This is a genomic window from Spirosoma panaciterrae DSM 21099 (assembly GCF_000374025.1).
In the GTDB taxonomy this organism is placed as follows: Bacteria; Bacteroidota; Bacteroidia; order Cytophagales; family Spirosomataceae; genus Spirosoma; species Spirosoma panaciterrae.
Map to the genome: position 1 here is coordinate 518,980 of NZ_KB893172.1, position 15,908 is coordinate 534,887.

General features: G+C 48.4%; 16 protein-coding genes. 9 read left to right on the top strand and 7 right to left on the bottom strand.

Annotated features, from left to right (window positions below; genetic code table 11):
- Nucleotides 1-95: 95 nt before the first annotated feature.
- Nucleotides 96-1,868: a tetratricopeptide repeat protein gene (locus tag B153_RS0102075; protein ID WP_026261844.1), complete on the bottom strand. Its 1,773-nt coding sequence runs from the start codon at nt 1,866-1,868 to the stop codon at nt 96-98.
- Nucleotides 1,869-2,206: 338 nt separating this feature from the next.
- Here B153_RS0102075 and B153_RS0102080 point away from each other — a divergent pair, with 338 nt between their 5' ends.
- Nucleotides 2,207-2,620 (top strand): Ohr family peroxiredoxin, encoded by a 414-nt coding sequence (locus B153_RS0102080; protein WP_020595001.1) that lies wholly within the window; start codon nt 2,207-2,209, stop codon nt 2,618-2,620.
- An 83-nt stretch (nt 2,621-2,703) separates the two neighbouring features.
- On the opposite strand, the gene B153_RS0102085 is transcribed toward B153_RS0102080, so the two are convergent.
- Entirely contained in the window at nt 2,704-3,003 is a 300-nt protein-coding gene (locus tag B153_RS0102085) for a Dabb family protein (protein WP_020595002.1), read from the bottom strand.
- An 81-nt stretch (nt 3,004-3,084) separates the two neighbouring features.
- The gene (locus tag B153_RS0102090) at nt 3,085-3,360 is read right to left on the bottom strand and encodes a helix-turn-helix domain-containing protein (protein WP_020595003.1); all 276 of its coding nucleotides are present in this window, start codon (nt 3,358-3,360) and stop codon (nt 3,085-3,087) included.
- Between the two features lie 340 nt (nt 3,361-3,700).
- Here B153_RS0102090 and B153_RS0102095 point away from each other — a divergent pair, with 340 nt between their 5' ends.
- The 5 genes from B153_RS0102095 (at nt 3,701) to B153_RS0102115 (ending at nt 8,191) form a co-directional block, all read left to right on the top strand.
- Entirely contained in the window at nt 3,701-3,943 is a 243-nt protein-coding gene (locus B153_RS0102095; RefSeq protein ID WP_020595004.1) for a hypothetical protein, read from the top strand.
- An 82-nt stretch (nt 3,944-4,025) separates the two neighbouring features.
- Nucleotides 4,026-4,268, top strand: a complete 243-nt coding sequence (locus B153_RS0102100; protein WP_020595005.1) for a hypothetical protein — start codon at nt 4,026-4,028, stop codon at nt 4,266-4,268.
- A 70-nt stretch (nt 4,269-4,338) separates the two neighbouring features.
- Nucleotides 4,339-4,581: a hypothetical protein gene (locus B153_RS0102105; protein ID WP_020595006.1), complete on the top strand. Its 243-nt coding sequence runs from the start codon at nt 4,339-4,341 to the stop codon at nt 4,579-4,581.
- Nucleotides 4,582-4,766: 185 nt separating this feature from the next.
- A complete protein-coding gene (locus B153_RS0102110) occupies nt 4,767-5,954 on the top strand; it encodes an HlyD family secretion protein (RefSeq protein WP_020595007.1) in 1,188 nt (395 codons plus the stop codon).
- A complete protein-coding gene (locus tag B153_RS0102115; RefSeq protein WP_020595008.1) occupies nt 5,951-8,191 on the top strand; it encodes a peptidase domain-containing ABC transporter in 2,241 nt (746 codons plus the stop codon). The genes B153_RS0102110 and B153_RS0102115 overlap by 4 nt, the downstream gene beginning before the upstream one ends.
- Here B153_RS0102115 and B153_RS0102120 read toward each other — a convergent pair whose 3' ends face one another.
- Complete coding sequence (locus B153_RS0102120) at nt 8,192-8,947, bottom strand: LytR/AlgR family response regulator transcription factor (protein ID WP_020595009.1); 756 nt, start codon at nt 8,945-8,947, stop codon at nt 8,192-8,194.
- 19 nt (nt 8,948-8,966) lie between these two features.
- On the bottom strand, nt 8,967-10,013 hold the full coding sequence (locus B153_RS0102125; RefSeq protein ID WP_020595010.1) for a sensor histidine kinase: 1,047 nt from the start codon (nt 10,011-10,013) through the stop codon (nt 8,967-8,969).
- Nucleotides 10,014-10,243: 230 nt separating this feature from the next.
- Between B153_RS0102125 and B153_RS0102130 the strand changes: the two genes are divergently transcribed.
- Together B153_RS0102130 and B153_RS0102135 are read left to right on the top strand one after the other, a co-directional pair.
- Nucleotides 10,244-11,323, top strand: coding sequence for a DUF5694 domain-containing protein (locus tag B153_RS0102130; RefSeq protein WP_020595011.1), 1,080 nt, complete (start codon nt 10,244-10,246; stop codon nt 11,321-11,323).
- 166 nt (nt 11,324-11,489) lie between these two features.
- The gene (locus B153_RS0102135) at nt 11,490-13,220 is read left to right on the top strand and encodes a S41 family peptidase (protein WP_020595012.1); all 1,731 of its coding nucleotides are present in this window, start codon (nt 11,490-11,492) and stop codon (nt 13,218-13,220) included.
- A 93-nt stretch (nt 13,221-13,313) separates the two neighbouring features.
- Here B153_RS0102135 and B153_RS0102140 read toward each other — a convergent pair whose 3' ends face one another.
- Together B153_RS0102140 and B153_RS0102145 are read right to left on the bottom strand one after the other, a co-directional pair.
- Nucleotides 13,314-14,297 (bottom strand): glycoside hydrolase family 43 protein, encoded by a 984-nt coding sequence (locus B153_RS0102140; protein ID WP_020595013.1) that lies wholly within the window; start codon nt 14,295-14,297, stop codon nt 13,314-13,316.
- An 80-nt stretch (nt 14,298-14,377) separates the two neighbouring features.
- Complete coding sequence (locus B153_RS0102145) at nt 14,378-14,833, bottom strand: hypothetical protein (RefSeq protein WP_020595014.1); 456 nt, start codon at nt 14,831-14,833, stop codon at nt 14,378-14,380.
- A 193-nt stretch (nt 14,834-15,026) separates the two neighbouring features.
- Between B153_RS0102145 and accD the strand changes: the two genes are divergently transcribed.
- Nucleotides 15,027-15,869 (top strand): acetyl-CoA carboxylase, carboxyltransferase subunit beta, encoded by an 843-nt coding sequence (gene accD / locus B153_RS0102150; protein ID WP_020595015.1) that lies wholly within the window; start codon nt 15,027-15,029, stop codon nt 15,867-15,869.
- Nucleotides 15,870-15,908 lie beyond the last annotated feature (39 nt).

Sequence of the window (15,908 nt, forward strand, 5' to 3'; positions counted from 1 at the left end):
GGGCGAATTTCGGTTGATGATTTACCGCTTTTCGGCTCGGGTTGGCTTTATCCATTACTTCATCCTAAACCGAAGTCTGTAAACCATAAACCGTTTTACATCTTTCCAGTAGCGATCTTCTTATCTAAATCAGGCCCAGCGCCACCTTTGGTCTTGGCCTGTTTCCACTGCTCAACAGCTTTATCAGGCTGCCCAAGTTGGTACAGCACATCGCCATAGTGTTCAATAATGGTTCCACTGACATTTGCCGGATCGGCCAGCGCTTTTTCCAGGTATTGCCGGGCTTTGGCATAATCTTTTGATACGTACAGAACCCAGGCATAGGTGTCCAGATAGGTAGCGTTCGTCGGATTCCGTTCCACAAGTTTCTGAGCTAGTTGCAAGGCTCGTGGCAGATTCTCTTTCCGCAACGACAGGAAATAGCTGTAGTTATTCAGTACGTGGTCATTGAGTGGATCAACTTTCAGGACGGATTCGTAAGCTTCGTCCGATTTAGCATGATCGCCCAGGCCATTGTAGGCATCGCCCAATTGTGCATCAATGCCGCGTTTCAATTCAGAGTTCGAGCTGGTGGCCAGTAGCTTTTTACTTTCTTCAAGCGCGTCGACGGCTTGCTGATACTTACGCTTATAGAGGTTGGCCGAACCGTTGGAATACCAGAATAAGCCCTGCGTCGGAAATACTTCCAGGGCCTGCTCGGAGTGAGCCAGTAAGCTGTCGACCTGATTCAGTTCGCCATCCAGTTGGAGTAAGGCACCCCATACTTCGTATACCGACCCATCGAGCCGGGCGGCTTTGGCATAGGCGTCGCGAGCGTCGGCCTTTTTGCCCTGCTGCATCAGTAGGTCGCCCAGCATAACCTGTGTTTTTGGGTCGTTAGGAGAGCTTTTGGCTAAGTTTTGAGCCATCAACAACGCATCTTTCTGGCCATTTGGGCTTTCACTGGTCATGCCCACATAGCTCGATAAGACCCGGGCTTTCAGACCCGCTTCCAGGTTCGGATTGGACAGGACAAGGTTCAACTCCTGACTGACCCGCGCCATATCGCCTTTTTTGCGGTAAATGTCGGCCAGAAGCACATGGGCCTGGGGTAAATCGGCATTGAGTTTAAGGGCTCGTTCAATCCAGCTAATGGCCTGATCGGTACGATCATTGGCAACCAGCAATTCGGCTCCTTCCAGTAGGTAATCAGGCTCGGTAGGTTCCGAGGCTACTAATTTTTCGGCTTCCTCAACGGCTTTTTCAATTTTATTCTGTTTGAGATAAATGCGCTGTTTCTGCCGGATAATTTCTTCGTTGAGGCCTAACTCGCGCTCAACCGCATTATACGCTTCCAGCGCCTTGTCGGGCTTGTCATTAAACAGATAGATAGCCGCTAGCTCAACGCCATACTCAGCGTTTTCGGGACCCTTTTTGAGGAGCTTTTCATATAACTCTTCGGCTTCACTGTAGCGTTTCTGTTTAACATACAACTCGGCCAGCAACAGGGCATAGTATTTATTCTGATTATCCAGCGAATAGGCTTTGGTTGCGTGCGGAATGGCTTCGGCAATTTTGCCGGTCTTCAGGAAAGCATTGGCAACCGAATACTGTGCGGCTGCATTGCTAGGCTCTTTCTGGAGAAATTTGTTGAACTGAGCAATCGCCTTGGCTGGCTCATCGGTCATCAAATAGCGAATGCCTTCCGTAAACTGCGTTTCTGCCTCAATACGGGTGGTGGTTGTGGTAGCCGCTTTAGCCAACGTGGTATCTGGTCCTGCTTTTTCGCGTCGTCGCTGAGCAGAGGCAGGCTGGGTACTTAACCAGAAAAGCAGACTAAGGCTACCAATAAATAGTCGACTCCAGAAAAATTTATATAACGTGTTCATACTGGTCGGCTTATAAGCAAACGTACTTACCAAAAACGTGCTCTACCTCGATCTATTGCAGCTTAAGTCTGAGTAAGTTCCTTAGACAAAGGTAGTTCAAAATACGAAATGATTTGCATAGGGCAAAGGGTGCAGGGTATAGGGTAATGTTGAAACGCACGTCGGGCTTTGCCCAGCTTTCTCTATGCAAATAGTTTGCCTTTTTACACAGAGACTGCTCCGTTACAGGTAATGTTGCATTGCGGATATATGGCTGAACATCTAACTTTTCGGTCAGGAGTGGGTTTACCCTTGACATAGCGTAAAGCGACAGAGTTTAAAACAGATAATTTGTAGGAATGGAAACAGTATACACTGCCACAGTAAGTAACGTTGGTGGCCGCGATGGGGATGTAAAATCGCTTGATGGCGTTTTGGAACTGGATGTTCGAAAGCCCGTTGAGATGCATGGCGAAGGAAAAGCCGCGAACCCGGAAATGCTCTTTGCTGCCGCGTACAGCTCATGTTACAACAGTGCTTTGATGACGGTAGCCTCCCGGCGAAAAATCATCCTGCCCGAACATGCCGTTGAAGTGAGTATTTCGCTTAATAAAGATGGTAATTCGATGTTCTTATCGGGGAAAATAGTGGTAAAAGCACCGGGAATGGACCACGACGAACTCCAGCAACTGGCCGAAACGGCCCATGCTGTATGCCCTTATTCGAAAGCCGTAAAAGGCAATATGGAAATGGGGATTGAGGTGATGGTGTAAAAATAGTAGTAGGAGCGAGGAGCGAGTATTAGGAGTTGCTGACGCAATCTTCTCCTAATACTCGCTCCTCGCTCCTACTACTGTTACTCAACCATATCATACACCTGCACGCGCTGCCAAAGATGGGCGCACTGGTCTACGAAGGCCAGGTGAATAGGATGCGTTTGATAGACATCGTGAGCCGATTTGTCGGCAAAAACAAAGGTTAGCGAAAAATCGTACGTGTGATCGATCACGGGCCGACGGGTTTCGGCAGGAGTGCCAATGTAAGCAGCCGAAATGTCGGTAACGGCTTTTAGGGATTCGAGTCCTGCACGAAGAGCGTCGTGGTCGGCCTGGCTCTCAGGATGATGGAGCCAGAAGAAGACAGTATGAACAAACATAAGCTGGGTTGAAAGGAACTTGAAAATGTCCCGTAAAAGTAAGAATACTTTCCGGTAAGCCAGAAAAGTGAGAAAAAGGTCCTAGCTCACTCCGCCCCGCCCCATCAGTTTCTCCGCAAAATGCTCATCGGCCAGTAGCTTCCGAATAATATCGAGGTCACTATCATTCAGCAGATCGCCCAAACTTACCTGGTATAAATTCGCCAGATCTTCCAGTTTGTTGATAGGAGGTTGGGTTTGGCCACTTTCCCATTTACAGTAAGCCGGCTGGGTCATCCCAATATTAAACGCAATGTATTCCTGCGAATAACCGAACAATTGACGTAACCGACGAAGCTTCTCTGATAGTACTGGCATATACTTACTGATTTATGAATTGAAGCACACAAATACGTAAAGCGTCGTCGCATAGGTATAGTATTCTATGGTAAGTCGGTAGGTAAACTTACGAATGTGAGTCGGGGTTTAGATTTATTTTTTTGCAGATTTTCCGAAAAACCTTGTACTATGCTGGTTATGAAGCTATAACTGAGAGCTATTTTTTTATAAAAATCAGTTATCAGCCCGAGCCGATCCATCCCCCAACTTTGTCCCAGGCAAACGGCAATTGAGTCCGAGGTTTTCAAATCGAAGCTCAGTCAGATGCTTAGCGGTCGCCGAAAAGCTTATAGAGTAGGCAGTATTAATATACATCGTTATGAAAACGTTCGATTTTGCTACCCTCGGAGTTGAGGAGCTAACCAATCAGGAAATGATCAACAATCACGGTGGTGGCGACAGCACCAGCATCGGTAATATTGGCGGTATTGGCATTGGCGATTTGGTCGATGTAAGCGGCAACAGTCTGTTTAATGGAAACTATGCGCTGTTTAGCGGTAATACAACAGACATTAGCCCAATCACCAGTGCGCTCTTCAACTTCAGCACAAGCAGATCATAATTGACGGGCTTCATTTGAATAAAGCTGGTCGGCTCATAATCCGATTCGACCGGCAATGTCTCAACTTAACTTTAGAAGCAGTATGAAAACCTTAGATCTGGCTCAATTCGGTGTCGAAGAGCTGACCAATCAGGAAATGATTGCTAACCAGGGCGGTGGCGACAACACAAGCCTGTTAAATATCGGGTCTATCACGATTGCGGACCTGGTCGATTTGAGTGGTAACAGCCTGTTCAATGGCAACTATGCCCTCTTTAGTGGAAACGGTACCAGTGTAAACCCAAGTACGGGTATTGGCGTCAGCGTGACGACCAACAATTCATAAGTGGTTCGTCAATCAGACAACTGCAGGAGTTATTAATTGAAATCCTTTTTTCACTTAATTTTTTAACGGTATGAAAACGTTCGATTTTGCTCAACTCGGTGTCGAGGAGCTTACGAATCAGGAAATGATCAACAATCACGGTGGTGGCGATAATACCAGCATCGGCAATATAGGGTCGATACTTGTTGCAGACCTGGCTAATGTCAGTGGGAACAGCCTGTTCAATGGCGATGCCTGGCTATTCAGCGGCAACAGTACCAGCGTAAACCCTGTGACAACTGCGCTATTTAACTTCAGTTCACAGAGTTCATAATTCATAGGTACCGGATAACGAAGAAGGCTGACGATCCGACGTTACGTATTCTCCATTATCCGGTATTTACCCATTGATTCGTAGCAGGGGTTTTGTCCGAAGAGTAGGAAAGCTTTTCCCGCTCGAAGGCGAAATCCCTGTTTTTTAGTTATACGTATGTTCTTTAGGAATGACTCAACGAAATCATGAACGAAACCGACTTTTCATATGGTCTGGTCACCTACCTGCCTCGTGTCAGTGTTCGGAGCCAGATCATCTACACAACCGTATTGGGCGTTGTCTTTCTGACGTTACTTGCCTTGCCATTTATATACGTTGATATTTCTGTACAGGCTAATGGGTTGGTTCGGCCTGTTTCGGAACGAAGCGAAGTAAAAGCAACGGCTGGTGCCGTTGTTGAGAAAGTGATGGTGAAAGATTGGGAGCCAGTCAAGAAAGGACAACCTCTTTTTCAGCTCCGATCCGATGCGTTGGATACACGCAAACAGTTGATTGATAAGCAAGTTCAGGAAAAACAGTTGTTTATCCGCGACCTAGATCAGTTAACTACTAAATCCTGGAAAGCTGTGAGTAGTCTGGCGGCTCCGTTATATCGGCAGGAGTACAATCAGTTTCGGGCTATTGTCGAAGAAAGCTGGAACTTGCAGGAAAAACGGAAGCGTGAACTGGAAACCGCCCAACTCCTTTATAATCAGAAAGTAATAGCCCGACTTGAGTACGAAGATGCTCTTTATGCGCACAAAGCGGCTATGGCTCGCTACAACACGCTTGTTCAGCAGCAGCGCAGCGACTGGCAAACGGACCTGACCCAGGTCCGGCGCGACCTGTCCAATCTGGAGTCGGAAGCACAACAACTTCGCGAAGAGCAGGATCTCTACATGCTGAAGGCACCCGTTGGTGGTACGGCCTCCCAGTTGTCGGGGCGCTATGCCGGAAGTTATGTGCAACCGGGCGATGTACTGGCCATTATCTCGCCCGATTCGACCTTGATTGCCGAAGCGTATGTATCCTCTAAAGACATTGGTCTGCTACGGCCTGGGCAGCCTGTTCGATTGCAGGTCGATGCCTTCGATTATAACCAGTGGGGGCTGCTCACCGGGCGGGTGATCGACATTGCCAACGATTTTACTACCTCAAATGGACAGCCCGTTTTTAAAGTTCGCTGTCTGTTAGATCATCCGTATCTGAAACTGCCCAATGGCTATCAGGGGCGCTTGAAAAAAGGCATGACGGTCCAGACCCGCTTTCAGGTAGCCCGCCGTTCGCTGTTCCAGTTGCTGTACGACAAAGCCGACGACTGGCTAAATCCGGCTACCAGTGGTCAGCCAGCTACCGCTTCGGCCTCGCAGAAGGAGGGCGGTAAAACCCTATGAACCAACCAGCTAAAAGCCAGAGCAGTAGTATATTGGGCAGTTTGAGCCGAATTCGGGAGTGGGTGTCCGAAAAAGGAATCAGCTCCCGTGTTCGTGTCAAGCAGCGGGATATTACAGACTGCGGAGCAGCCTGTCTGGTATCAGTAGCGGCCTATTATCGGCTATTACTGCCCGTTGCCCGAATCCGGCAACTAGCGGCTACCGATCAGAAAGGGACAACCGTATTGGGAATGATTGAAGCGGCTCAGAAACTGGGCTTTCAGGCTAAAGGCGTCAAGGCCCCCTTCGAAAGTTTGGCTAAAATTCCGCACCCGACTATTGCCCATATAACCATACCCAACAGCCAGCTACAACATTATGTGGTCATTTACCGGGTGACGCCCCAGCAGATAACAGTGATGGACCCGGCCGATGGTTTGATGCACCAGTTATCACCCGACGCGTTTAAGGCGGTCTGGACAGGATTGCTGGTCTTGCTGATTCCCGACGAAACGTTTAAGATTGGGAATGAAAAAGTTCCGGTATTGCAGCGGTTCTGGCAACTGTTACAACCGCATCGGTCGGTCATGTATCAGGCTTTGTTTGGCGCATTGATCTATACGGTATTGGGGCTATCGTCGGCGATTTACATCCAGAAGATTGTCGATAACGTGATTGTGAATGGCAACCATAACCTGCTGAACCTGCTTAGTGTGGTCATGATTGGGTTGCTGATTTTGCAGATTTTTATCGGCGCTACCAAGAGCTTTTTTAACCTGAAGACCGGCCAACGGATCGATGCCGCGCTGATTCTGGGCTATTATAAACACCTGATGACCTTGCCGCAATCGTTTTTCGATACCATGCGGGTAGGGGAGATCATTTCCCGGATCAATGACGCGGTTAAAATCCGAACGTTTGTCAACGACATTGCTCTTGGTCTGCTGGTGAACGTACTGATCGTGATTTTTTCCTTCGGGCTCATGTTTACCTATTACTGGAAACTCGCATTGATTCTGGTGATGGTCGTGCCGTTTTATGCCGCGATCTACTGGGCAATGAATCGGTTCAATCAGCGGTACCAGCGAAAACTAATGGAGAATTCGGCCGATCTGGAAGCTCAATTGGTCGAATCGCTGAATGCCATGCCGACCATCAAGCGGTTTGGGCTGGAACAGTTTGCCAGTCAGAAAACGGAAAATCGGTTTGTGGCTTTGTTGCAGACGATTTTTCAGACGGGTAGTGCGGGTATTTATGCAGGCAATGCATCCGAATTTGTTACGCGGCTCTTCACAATTATTCTGCTGTGGGTTGGCGCGGGGTATGTACTGCAAAACGATCTGACTCCTGGTGAACTTCTCTCGTTTTATGCCTTGATTGGCTATTTTACCGGGCCTGCCGCCAGCCTGATCGGCGCGAACCGCAGTATTCAGGAAGCCCTGATTGCCGCCGACCGCTTGTTTGAAATCATGGACCTTGACCGTGAATCGAACGAGAATAAAATGCAGTTACAGCCTGATATGGTCGGATCCATTCGATTTCAGCACGTAACGTTTCGCTATGGTTCACGGGCTACCATCTTCGACGACCTGACCTTAACGTTTCCGAAAGGTAAAATTACCGCTGTTGTGGGCGAAAGCGGTTCCGGTAAATCGACGCTGATGTCGTTGGTTCAGGGACTTTATCCGTTACAGAGCGGCACGATCTTCATTGGCGATTACGACATCAAACATTTGCATCCTGATAGTTTGCGTCAGGTGGTTAGTGTGGTTCCGCAGAAGATCGATTTGTTTGCGGGGAATGTTATCGAGAATATTGCCATTGGCGAAGAAACGCCCGATATGCAACGGTTGCTGGTAATTTGTGATCAGTTGGGCATTACCGACTTCATCGAACGGATGCCAAACGGGTTCAAAACCTACCTGGGCGAAAATGGAGCAACCCTGTCGGGTGGGCAGCGTCAGCGGCTGGCCATTGCACGGGCCCTGTACCGGCAACCCGAAGTGCTGATTCTGGATGAGGCTACGTCGGCCCTGGATTCTGTGTCGGAGCAATATGTTCAGCGGACCGTTCAGCAACTGCGCAAAGCGGGTAAAACGATCATTGTGATTGCCCACCGACTGAGTACCGTTCGGAAGGCCGATAAGATCATTGTACTGGAGCAGGGGCAGGTCATTGAAGAAGGAAAACACGTTGATCTTCTGAAAAATGGCAAGGTGTATTCGCAGTTCTGGCAGCAGCAAACCGAGGTGGTGTAGCTACTCTTCAATGAGTCGATAGAAAGCATCCCGATACGTTTCGCCAATAGGAACAATAGGCTGGGTATGACCCGGATGTTGAATGTATATACGGTTTCGCTCGATGGATTCAATTCGATTGAGTGCCACAATATAAGATTTATGGACTCGGGCAAACTGATTGGACGGTAGCTTTTCTTCCAGACTTTTCATCGTTTGAAGCGCCAGAATACGTTCCGTTGCCGTATAAATCGAGACGTAATCCTTTAGCCCTTCACAGTACAGAATGTCACTCAGGCTAACGCGTTGCAGGCGGTATTCTGTCTTGACGAAAATGAAATCTTTGAGTGCCGCTTCTGTAGGAGTAGGTTGCTCGGTTTCAATAGCCGAACTGCCCATCGAAACGACTGGTTGAATGGGTGGAAACAGTTTTTGGACAGCTTTATAGAAGCGCTCAAATGAAACGGGTTTGAGCAGGTAGTCAACTACATTGTGTTCGTAGCCTTCCAGTGCATAGCTTGAATAGGCTGTGGTCAGAATAACCCGGCATGTATGGTTCGTAACGGCCCGTTCAATCAATTTCAGAAACTGCATTCCCGTGAGTTCGGGCATTTGAATATCCAGAAAAACCAGGTCTACTTCGCCCCGTTGCACCTGTGTCAAGGCATCGATTGGGCTGGTTGTGGCGCCAACCAGTTCCAGGAAAGGCACCTTTCGAATATAATCGCTTAAGACAGCGTGTGCGAGAGGCTCGTCGTCAACAATGAGGCAGCGCATAACAGTTTAGAGAAGGTGGTTATAAACTTAACTCCAGCGAACAGGCGTAACTATCTCCATCAGTTGTAATATGGAGCGTATGCTGATCAGGATAGAGCAACGCCAGCCGACGTTGTACGTTCGTAAGCCCGATACCACCAGCAGCGTCAGTTTGTCGGTTTGCTTTTTTATTGAGCGTGTCGAAACGCAATCGACCATTTCGGACGCTTAAATCAAGGACCAACGGTTGGTTGGGGTCTGCGAGATCGCCGTGCTTGAAGGCATTTTCAACAAACGAAACGAGTAGCAAGGGTTCGATTCGAAACAGATCGGTATTTCCTTCTACGCTAAATAAAACATTCGCATTGGCTACCCGAAGCTTCTCCAGTTCTACGTAGTTTTTTAGATAATTTACTTCTTTCGATAAGGGTACTCGTCCTGTTCCGCCATTCGGTTCGTTGCTGTCGTAGAGCATATAGCGCATCAATTCCGACAGTTTCAGAATGGCCCCTGGCGCATCATCCGATTTGGTGTAGGCCAGGGAGTAAATGTTGTTCAACGTATTAAACAGAAAATGGGGGTTCACCTGCGACTTCAGAAAGGCTAGTTCGGCCGTGTTGCGCTCGTTGACGAGTTCGTTACGTTCCTGTTGGTGAACAAACCAGTCTTCGATAACCTTAAAGGCTAATCCCAGGCCAGCGGCATAAATGGCATAGAACCGATTGTCCCAGGCATAGGCAAGTTTGGAAACATTAGGATCATAGTTGGTGAAGCCAAACAGATGCCAATAGAGGACTTGTTCCAGTAGATACCGGGTGACGATAAAGCCTGCAATAACCCCCACTGAACCTAAAAACGCCCATCCGATCTGCCGTCGATTGAGGAAATGCGTGAGCACAACGGCATGTTCAAACCAGGCGGCTACCCAGAAGGTCAGACTGAATGAAATCTCCAGGGGATTAAAAATCAACGCATGCTTTTTCGGGTCTTCGGCATTCAAAAGCACCATCGTTGCCCAAAGCGTAAGATAGAGTAAATTTCGGATGTGGGTGCGATTGTTAAAAAAAGCAGGTATACGAAGAGTCATGACAGAGTCGATTACGAGTACGAAATACTGAAGCCGAGCCGAAAGCGGCAAGTATAATCGACCAACGCCTGATTTTGACCGACCAACCCAGTTGTGTTGTTAAATAGCCGTTGGTCGATTGACGAAACGGTTAGCCGATTCACTGATGGCGTTGGTCGAATAGAGTTGGCTGGGGCAGGAGGAAGGCCACACTTTTGGGTCATCAATTCACGAACGCATCTACAAATACCATGAAATTACTTATTTTCTTCTTCCTGCTAACCACCTCGTTTCTGGGTTCTGCTCAATCGAATAAAAACAGCCAACCACTCGAAATCCTGTTTATTGCAGCGGCTCACGACTACGGCCCCAAACCGATTGAAGACTTTTCGTATCCGATCAATAAAGCGCTTGCGTTTAAACCCGATGCCGTATTTGGCGAAAACCTCTCGCCCAAAGACTACGATGCACTGGACCGGCACTGGAATAAAGAAGCTATTGATAAGCGGCTGGCTTATCTGACCAAAATTGGTTATCCACTGCCGAAAAATCCACAGGCGTTCATTGCCCGTCAGTATAAGTTGCTTCATAAACACCCGAATTATCATCAGGAGCGGATGAAACTGGCTCATGCGCTTTTCCTAACGCATGATTTTGGGAACGCTTCGTACCAGTTCTATTTACTTGATAAACTGCGCCCGGTCTTTGGTTCCGAAGAGGTGGCTACGTTTACACGTATACTCGGTCCGGTTGATTCACTTAAGAACGTCGGACTTCGCCGAACGAATGAGTACTATAACATCTTCCATCCCATTGCTCAGACCCTGAAACTGGAGAAAATTATGCCGATGGACTGTCAGAAATACAACACCCTCTGGAGCGCTGCCTGGGAGAAAACCGATTCGCTGTACAAAATCTTCGAAAAGCAAATTGAAGCCGACACCAGCTCTGCCGACTACCGAACTTATTCGCGATTGAACAAGGAAAACAATGACCTTCAGCGATTACTAAATAAGGCGAACCAGGCTGGTAAGTCGACGGAGTTTCTGAATACGGCTGATTGGGACAAATACACCGACATTGGTAATTTTTACGGGAATCACTACCTGTTTGGGTTGAAAGATTTTCCTGTAGCGAGCGTTCGGGATATGCTGAAATACTGGACATTACGGAATGAAGGAATGTGCCAGAATATGGTTGATCGGGCTCGGGAAATTGGCGCAAAGCGTATCGTTGTGGGGGTGGGCGCTTCACACAGAGAGCTGATGGTGAACCTATTAAAAGCGATGCCCGGTGTAACCGTATATACCCTGAACGAGTATCGTCCATAAGCCGATCAGGCGTTGGGATTCCTCTGATTTATGTCCTTCAGGAAGGGTGTAGATCAGAGGAATTATCGCTTTTAGGAAATTTTAAGAACAGATACGATTTCTGGCAAACAATTCGCTATCTTCAAAACGTTTAGAAGGTAAACGACACGTGTTAAGTAACAAATAAATGGAGGATCGAGCAAACACTACGGATGATCAGCCTGAACGTCAGCCTCTCGGGGGGGGCAATCAAATACAGAATGATAAAGCAACGGTTCGTTTACCAATGCTGTTGGGCATCACGCTGGCTGGCGGTATGCTCGTGGGAGCTACCTTTTTTGGTGGCACCAAAAGCTTGAATAACATTGGCCGGGGCTATACCAAGTACCGCGAGATTCTGCAACTGATCGAAAACAACTACGTCGATACGGTCAATACCGACGACCTGGTCGATTATTCGATCACCAAAATGCTCGAAAAGCTTGATCCGCATACAGCGTATATGAACCCACAGGATGCTGTGGCCGCCCGGTCGCAACTGGAAGGTGGGTTTGATGGCATCGGTGTCGAGTTCAATATCTATAAAGATACGGTGTATGTTGTGACTCCGCTGGCGGGTGGACCCTCCGAAGCTGCTGGGATACTAAGTGGCGACAAGATCATCAAGGTCGATGACAAGCCACTAGCCACGGGTAGTAAGATTGAAAACAGTGCCGTGTTCAAAGCCTTGCGTGGCAAACGCGGTTCGGAGGTAAAACTGACCATTCTGCGGAAAGGGGATAAGCAGCCGAAAGACTTTATGATTACCCGCGACCGGATTCCAACCTACTCGGTCGATGCCGCATACATGATTGATGGCAAAACGGGGTACATCAAAATCAACCGCTTCTCCGAAACAACTTACGACGAGTTCAAAACGGCACTTGGCTCGTTGAAAGCGAAAGGAATGACCCAATTGATGCTCGACCTACGGAACAATCCGGGGGGGTATATGGACCGGGCCACCAACATTGCCGATGAGTTTATTTCGGGCAATAAACTACTGGTGTATACCGACGGGAAAGACAACCGCTACGACCGGAAAACCTACGCACACATTGCCGGGCAGTTTGAAGAGGGAGCGCTGGTTGTGCTGATCGATGAAGGGAGTGCGTCGGCTTCTGAAATTGTATCGGGGGCTTTGCAGGATCACGACCGGGCGTTGATCGCGGGTCGTCGGTCGTTTGGGAAAGGCTTGGTGCAGATGCCTGTAACCCTATCGGATGGTTCGGAACTGCGGCTAACCATTTCGCGCTATTATACGCCCAGCGGTCGGAGTATTCAGAAACCGTATGTGCCGGGGCAGGAGGGCGATTATGAGAAAGACCTCGAACTCCGTTCGAAACGGGGAGAATACTACATTGCCGACTCGATCAAGAATGATCCGAAGCTGAAGTTTAAAACCGATGGGGGCCGGACGGTGTATGGTGGTGGTGGCATTACCCCCGATTACTTCATTCCCCGCGATTCGACTTGGCAAACCATGTATCTGGTACAGTTGTATGGCAAAAACATCATCCGGGAGTACGCAATGGAATACGCCAACGACAATCAGAAAAAGCTGGAGAAGATGCCGTTCGACGAGTTTAACCGTACCGTTAATATTACCGATGAGCAGATGAATCAACTGGTGAAACTGGCGACCAATGAAGGCATTAAGTTCAATGAAAAAGAATTCAATCGGTCGAAGGCCTATATCCGCAATCAGGTCAAGGCGCTGATAGCTCGCTCGGTTTATCAGAAGGCTAACAAAGCTGGGCAGAATAACGAGTTCTTCAAGGTGATCGGGCAATCGGACGATACCTACCAGAAGGCACTCAAACTATTCGACCGGGCCGATAAACTGGAGCACAGTCCAATGACCTATAATCAGAAATAAGGGAATAAAAGGAGGAGAGGGAGGAAGGGGAGGAGAGGGACGAAAGGGCTAAACAATTTTCCCATTCGTCCCTTTACTCCTTTTACTCCTCTTTTATAACTTCCTTGCCTTCACGCCTTCAACCGTAATCTTCACCGGCATAATACCGCCTTTTTCATCGAAATACATTCGGTCAATGCAGGTTTCGCGGTGGTTGCCGTCGGTTTCGGTAAGCGGTCGGCGGTGGTAGATGATGTACCATTCGTCGGTGCCGGGAACCTGAATAACCGAGTGGTGACCGGCCCCTCTTGCCACCTTGGGGTCTTGCTGCAGGATTTTTCCAACACGCTCAAACGGCCCAAACGGCGACGACGAGGTAGCATAGGCAACCGAATAATCGGGGCCCGTCCAGCCTCCTTCCGACCACATGAAGTAATAAACGCCCTTCCGGACAAACATGATTGGCCCCTCTACGTAGTTTTTGGGTGTTATTTCCCGGAAAGTAGTGCCATCCGGAAAAGGCAGAAAGCCTGTAAAATCATCCTTGAGTCGGGCAATGTTGCAGTGGCTCCAACCGCCATAGATCAGGTAATACTGGTTGTCTTTGTCTTTAAAAACAAACTGGTCGATGGGTTGGGCACCATTGTGAATTTGTCCAACCAGAGGCTTACCCAGATAATCCCGAAACGGTCCTGCCGGATTGTTGGCTACAGCTACACCAATGCCGCCAATTTCGCCTTCGTGTACGTCGTTGGCGCCAAAGAACAGAAAATATTTTCCACCTTTTTCGACAATAGCGGGTGCCCACATAGCCCGTTTAGCCCATTTTACGGCCGTTGAATCCAGAATCCGACTATGCTTCGTCCAGTTTACCAGATCGGGTGAGGAAAAGGCATCGAAAAAGACCTGCTGGTTGTATGGTGCCGAATAGGTCGGGTAAATCCAGTACGTCTTGCCAAAAATAGTTCCTTCGGGATCGGCATACCAGCCGGGAAAAACAGGATTGCCCGATGTGGGCTTCTGGGGCTGCTGCGCCAGACAGCCGAAAGAAAGCGTGAAAAGAAGAGCAAAGGATAGGGTTAAGCGTAAAAAGGGCATAATGAGAAGCAATGGATTATGTACAAAACACAAAAATAAGCGGAAGCTATGGCTTCTGCTTTAGCTCAACTGCAGGTTGCCTATTGGGTTGGTTTGGGCTTTTTGTTGAATTGGTAGACCAGGCCCAGAAATGACTGAAGATTTCCGGTTTTAAAATCTTTGCGAGAGTAAGGGGCAATTTCAAACGCAACGCGCAGGTTGGGCAACATCGGCAACGGCCGAACCCGTACCCCTACGTGTAGCGAATACCCCTCCAGAATATCCCGGTCGTCGAGGTTATTGAGTACATTGAACCGCACCCCTAGCCCAGTGTAATAATTGACCTGTGGTTTTCGGGCAACGTTGATGAGCGGGCAAATCGTAGTACTGAGCGATCCAAATACGGTATTTGTCTGAAGGCGGGCATCGAGCCAGAAAGCCCGATCGGCATTTGTACTGACCGTAACCAGATTATTGAATGGGTAATAGGCTACCGAAGCCTGACTGAAAGCTGAAAACGAAATTCCCAGCAGTAAAACCGTGACTATGTGTTTCATAACCACAAAACAACACGTTTATCGGGCATAAAAAAGCCATTTGCCCTAAAAACGACTATCTGGCTTTGCATTGAATCGGCTGATTCGGCAACTATTCGAAAGCTGGATGGTTGACTATAGTAGTAACTTTAAGAGAATGGTCTCGTTTTCTTCGTACCTTTACGACCCTTTCCAGAAAATCACAAACTGAAAAATGTCCTGGTTCGTCCGAAAAGATAAGGGTATTCAGACTCCAACCGAAATGAAACGGGAAGCTCCCGACGGGTTGTGGTATCAGTGCCCAAATTGTAAAAAAGCAATGCAAACGCGGGAGCATAAACTCAACGCCTACACCTGCATTCATTGCAATTATCATGAAAAAATTGGCTCAGAAGCTTATTTCTCGCTGCTATTTGACGATAATGAGTTCACTGAACTCGACGCCAATATGCGTTCGGGCGATCCGCTCAAATTTGTCGATACCAAGCCGTATCCGGCCCGGATTAAATCGACAATTGAGAAAACAGGCCTCAAAGATGCGGTTCGTACGGCCTACGGCCCAATGAATGGCCTGACGGTGACCGTGGCCGTCATGGACTTTAATTTTATTGGGGGATCTATGGGTTCAGTTGTCGGCGAAAAGATTGCCCGGGCTATCGACCACGCCATAGCTGCCAAGACACCATTCCTGATGATCTCACGTTCGGGGGGAGCCCGGATGATGGAAGCTGGTTTTTCGCTCATGCAAATGGCTAAAACCTCAGCTAAACTTGCCTTGCTGGACAAAGCCAAATTGCCGTATATCTCGCTCCTGACCGATCCGACAACGGGTGGGGTTACGGCTTCGTATGCTATGCTGGGCGATTTTAATATTGCGGAACCCAATGCGCTGATCGGGTTTGCGGGGCCCCGCGTTATTCGCGAAACCATTGGTAAAGACCTGCCCAAAGGTTTTCAAAGTGCTGAATTCGTGCTCGAACACGGCTTTCTGGATTTTATCGTAGATCGGAAAGATCTGAAAGAGAAGGTCGTGAGTTTGTTTAAGATGCTTGTATAGCATAGGGGGAAGGGCATGGGCAGAGGGTTTGGCTTGAGT

Coding starts and splice junctions, on each gene's coding strand:
- B153_RS0102085 (WP_020595002.1), bottom strand. CDS start 3,003: ATGTTTGTTCATACTGTCTTCTTCTGGCTCCATCATCCTGAGAGCCAG.
- B153_RS0102075 (WP_026261844.1), bottom strand. CDS start 1,868: ATGAACACGTTATATAAATTTTTCTGGAGTCGACTATTTATTGGTAGC.
- B153_RS0102095 (WP_020595004.1), top strand. CDS start 3,701: ATGAAAACGTTCGATTTTGCTACCCTCGGAGTTGAGGAGCTAACCAAT.
- B153_RS0102115 (WP_020595008.1), top strand. CDS start 5,951: ATGAACCAACCAGCTAAAAGCCAGAGCAGTAGTATATTGGGCAGTTTG.
- B153_RS0102100 (WP_020595005.1), top strand. CDS start 4,026: ATGAAAACCTTAGATCTGGCTCAATTCGGTGTCGAAGAGCTGACCAAT.
- B153_RS0102130 (WP_020595011.1), top strand. CDS start 10,244: ATGAAATTACTTATTTTCTTCTTCCTGCTAACCACCTCGTTTCTGGGT.
- B153_RS0102145 (WP_020595014.1), bottom strand. CDS start 14,833: ATGAAACACATAGTCACGGTTTTACTGCTGGGAATTTCGTTTTCAGCT.
- B153_RS0102080 (WP_020595001.1), top strand. CDS start 2,207: ATGGAAACAGTATACACTGCCACAGTAAGTAACGTTGGTGGCCGCGAT.
- B153_RS0102135 (WP_020595012.1), top strand. CDS start 11,490: ATGGAGGATCGAGCAAACACTACGGATGATCAGCCTGAACGTCAGCCT.
- B153_RS0102090 (WP_020595003.1), bottom strand. CDS start 3,360: ATGCCAGTACTATCAGAGAAGCTTCGTCGGTTACGTCAATTGTTCGGT.
- B153_RS0102110 (WP_020595007.1), top strand. CDS start 4,767: ATGAACGAAACCGACTTTTCATATGGTCTGGTCACCTACCTGCCTCGT.
- B153_RS0102125 (WP_020595010.1), bottom strand. CDS start 10,013: ATGACTCTTCGTATACCTGCTTTTTTTAACAATCGCACCCACATCCGA.
- accD (WP_020595015.1), top strand. CDS start 15,027: ATGTCCTGGTTCGTCCGAAAAGATAAGGGTATTCAGACTCCAACCGAA.
- B153_RS0102140 (WP_020595013.1), bottom strand. CDS start 14,297: ATGCCCTTTTTACGCTTAACCCTATCCTTTGCTCTTCTTTTCACGCTT.
- B153_RS0102120 (WP_020595009.1), bottom strand. CDS start 8,947: ATGCGCTGCCTCATTGTTGACGACGAGCCTCTCGCACACGCTGTCTTA.
- B153_RS0102105 (WP_020595006.1), top strand. CDS start 4,339: ATGAAAACGTTCGATTTTGCTCAACTCGGTGTCGAGGAGCTTACGAAT.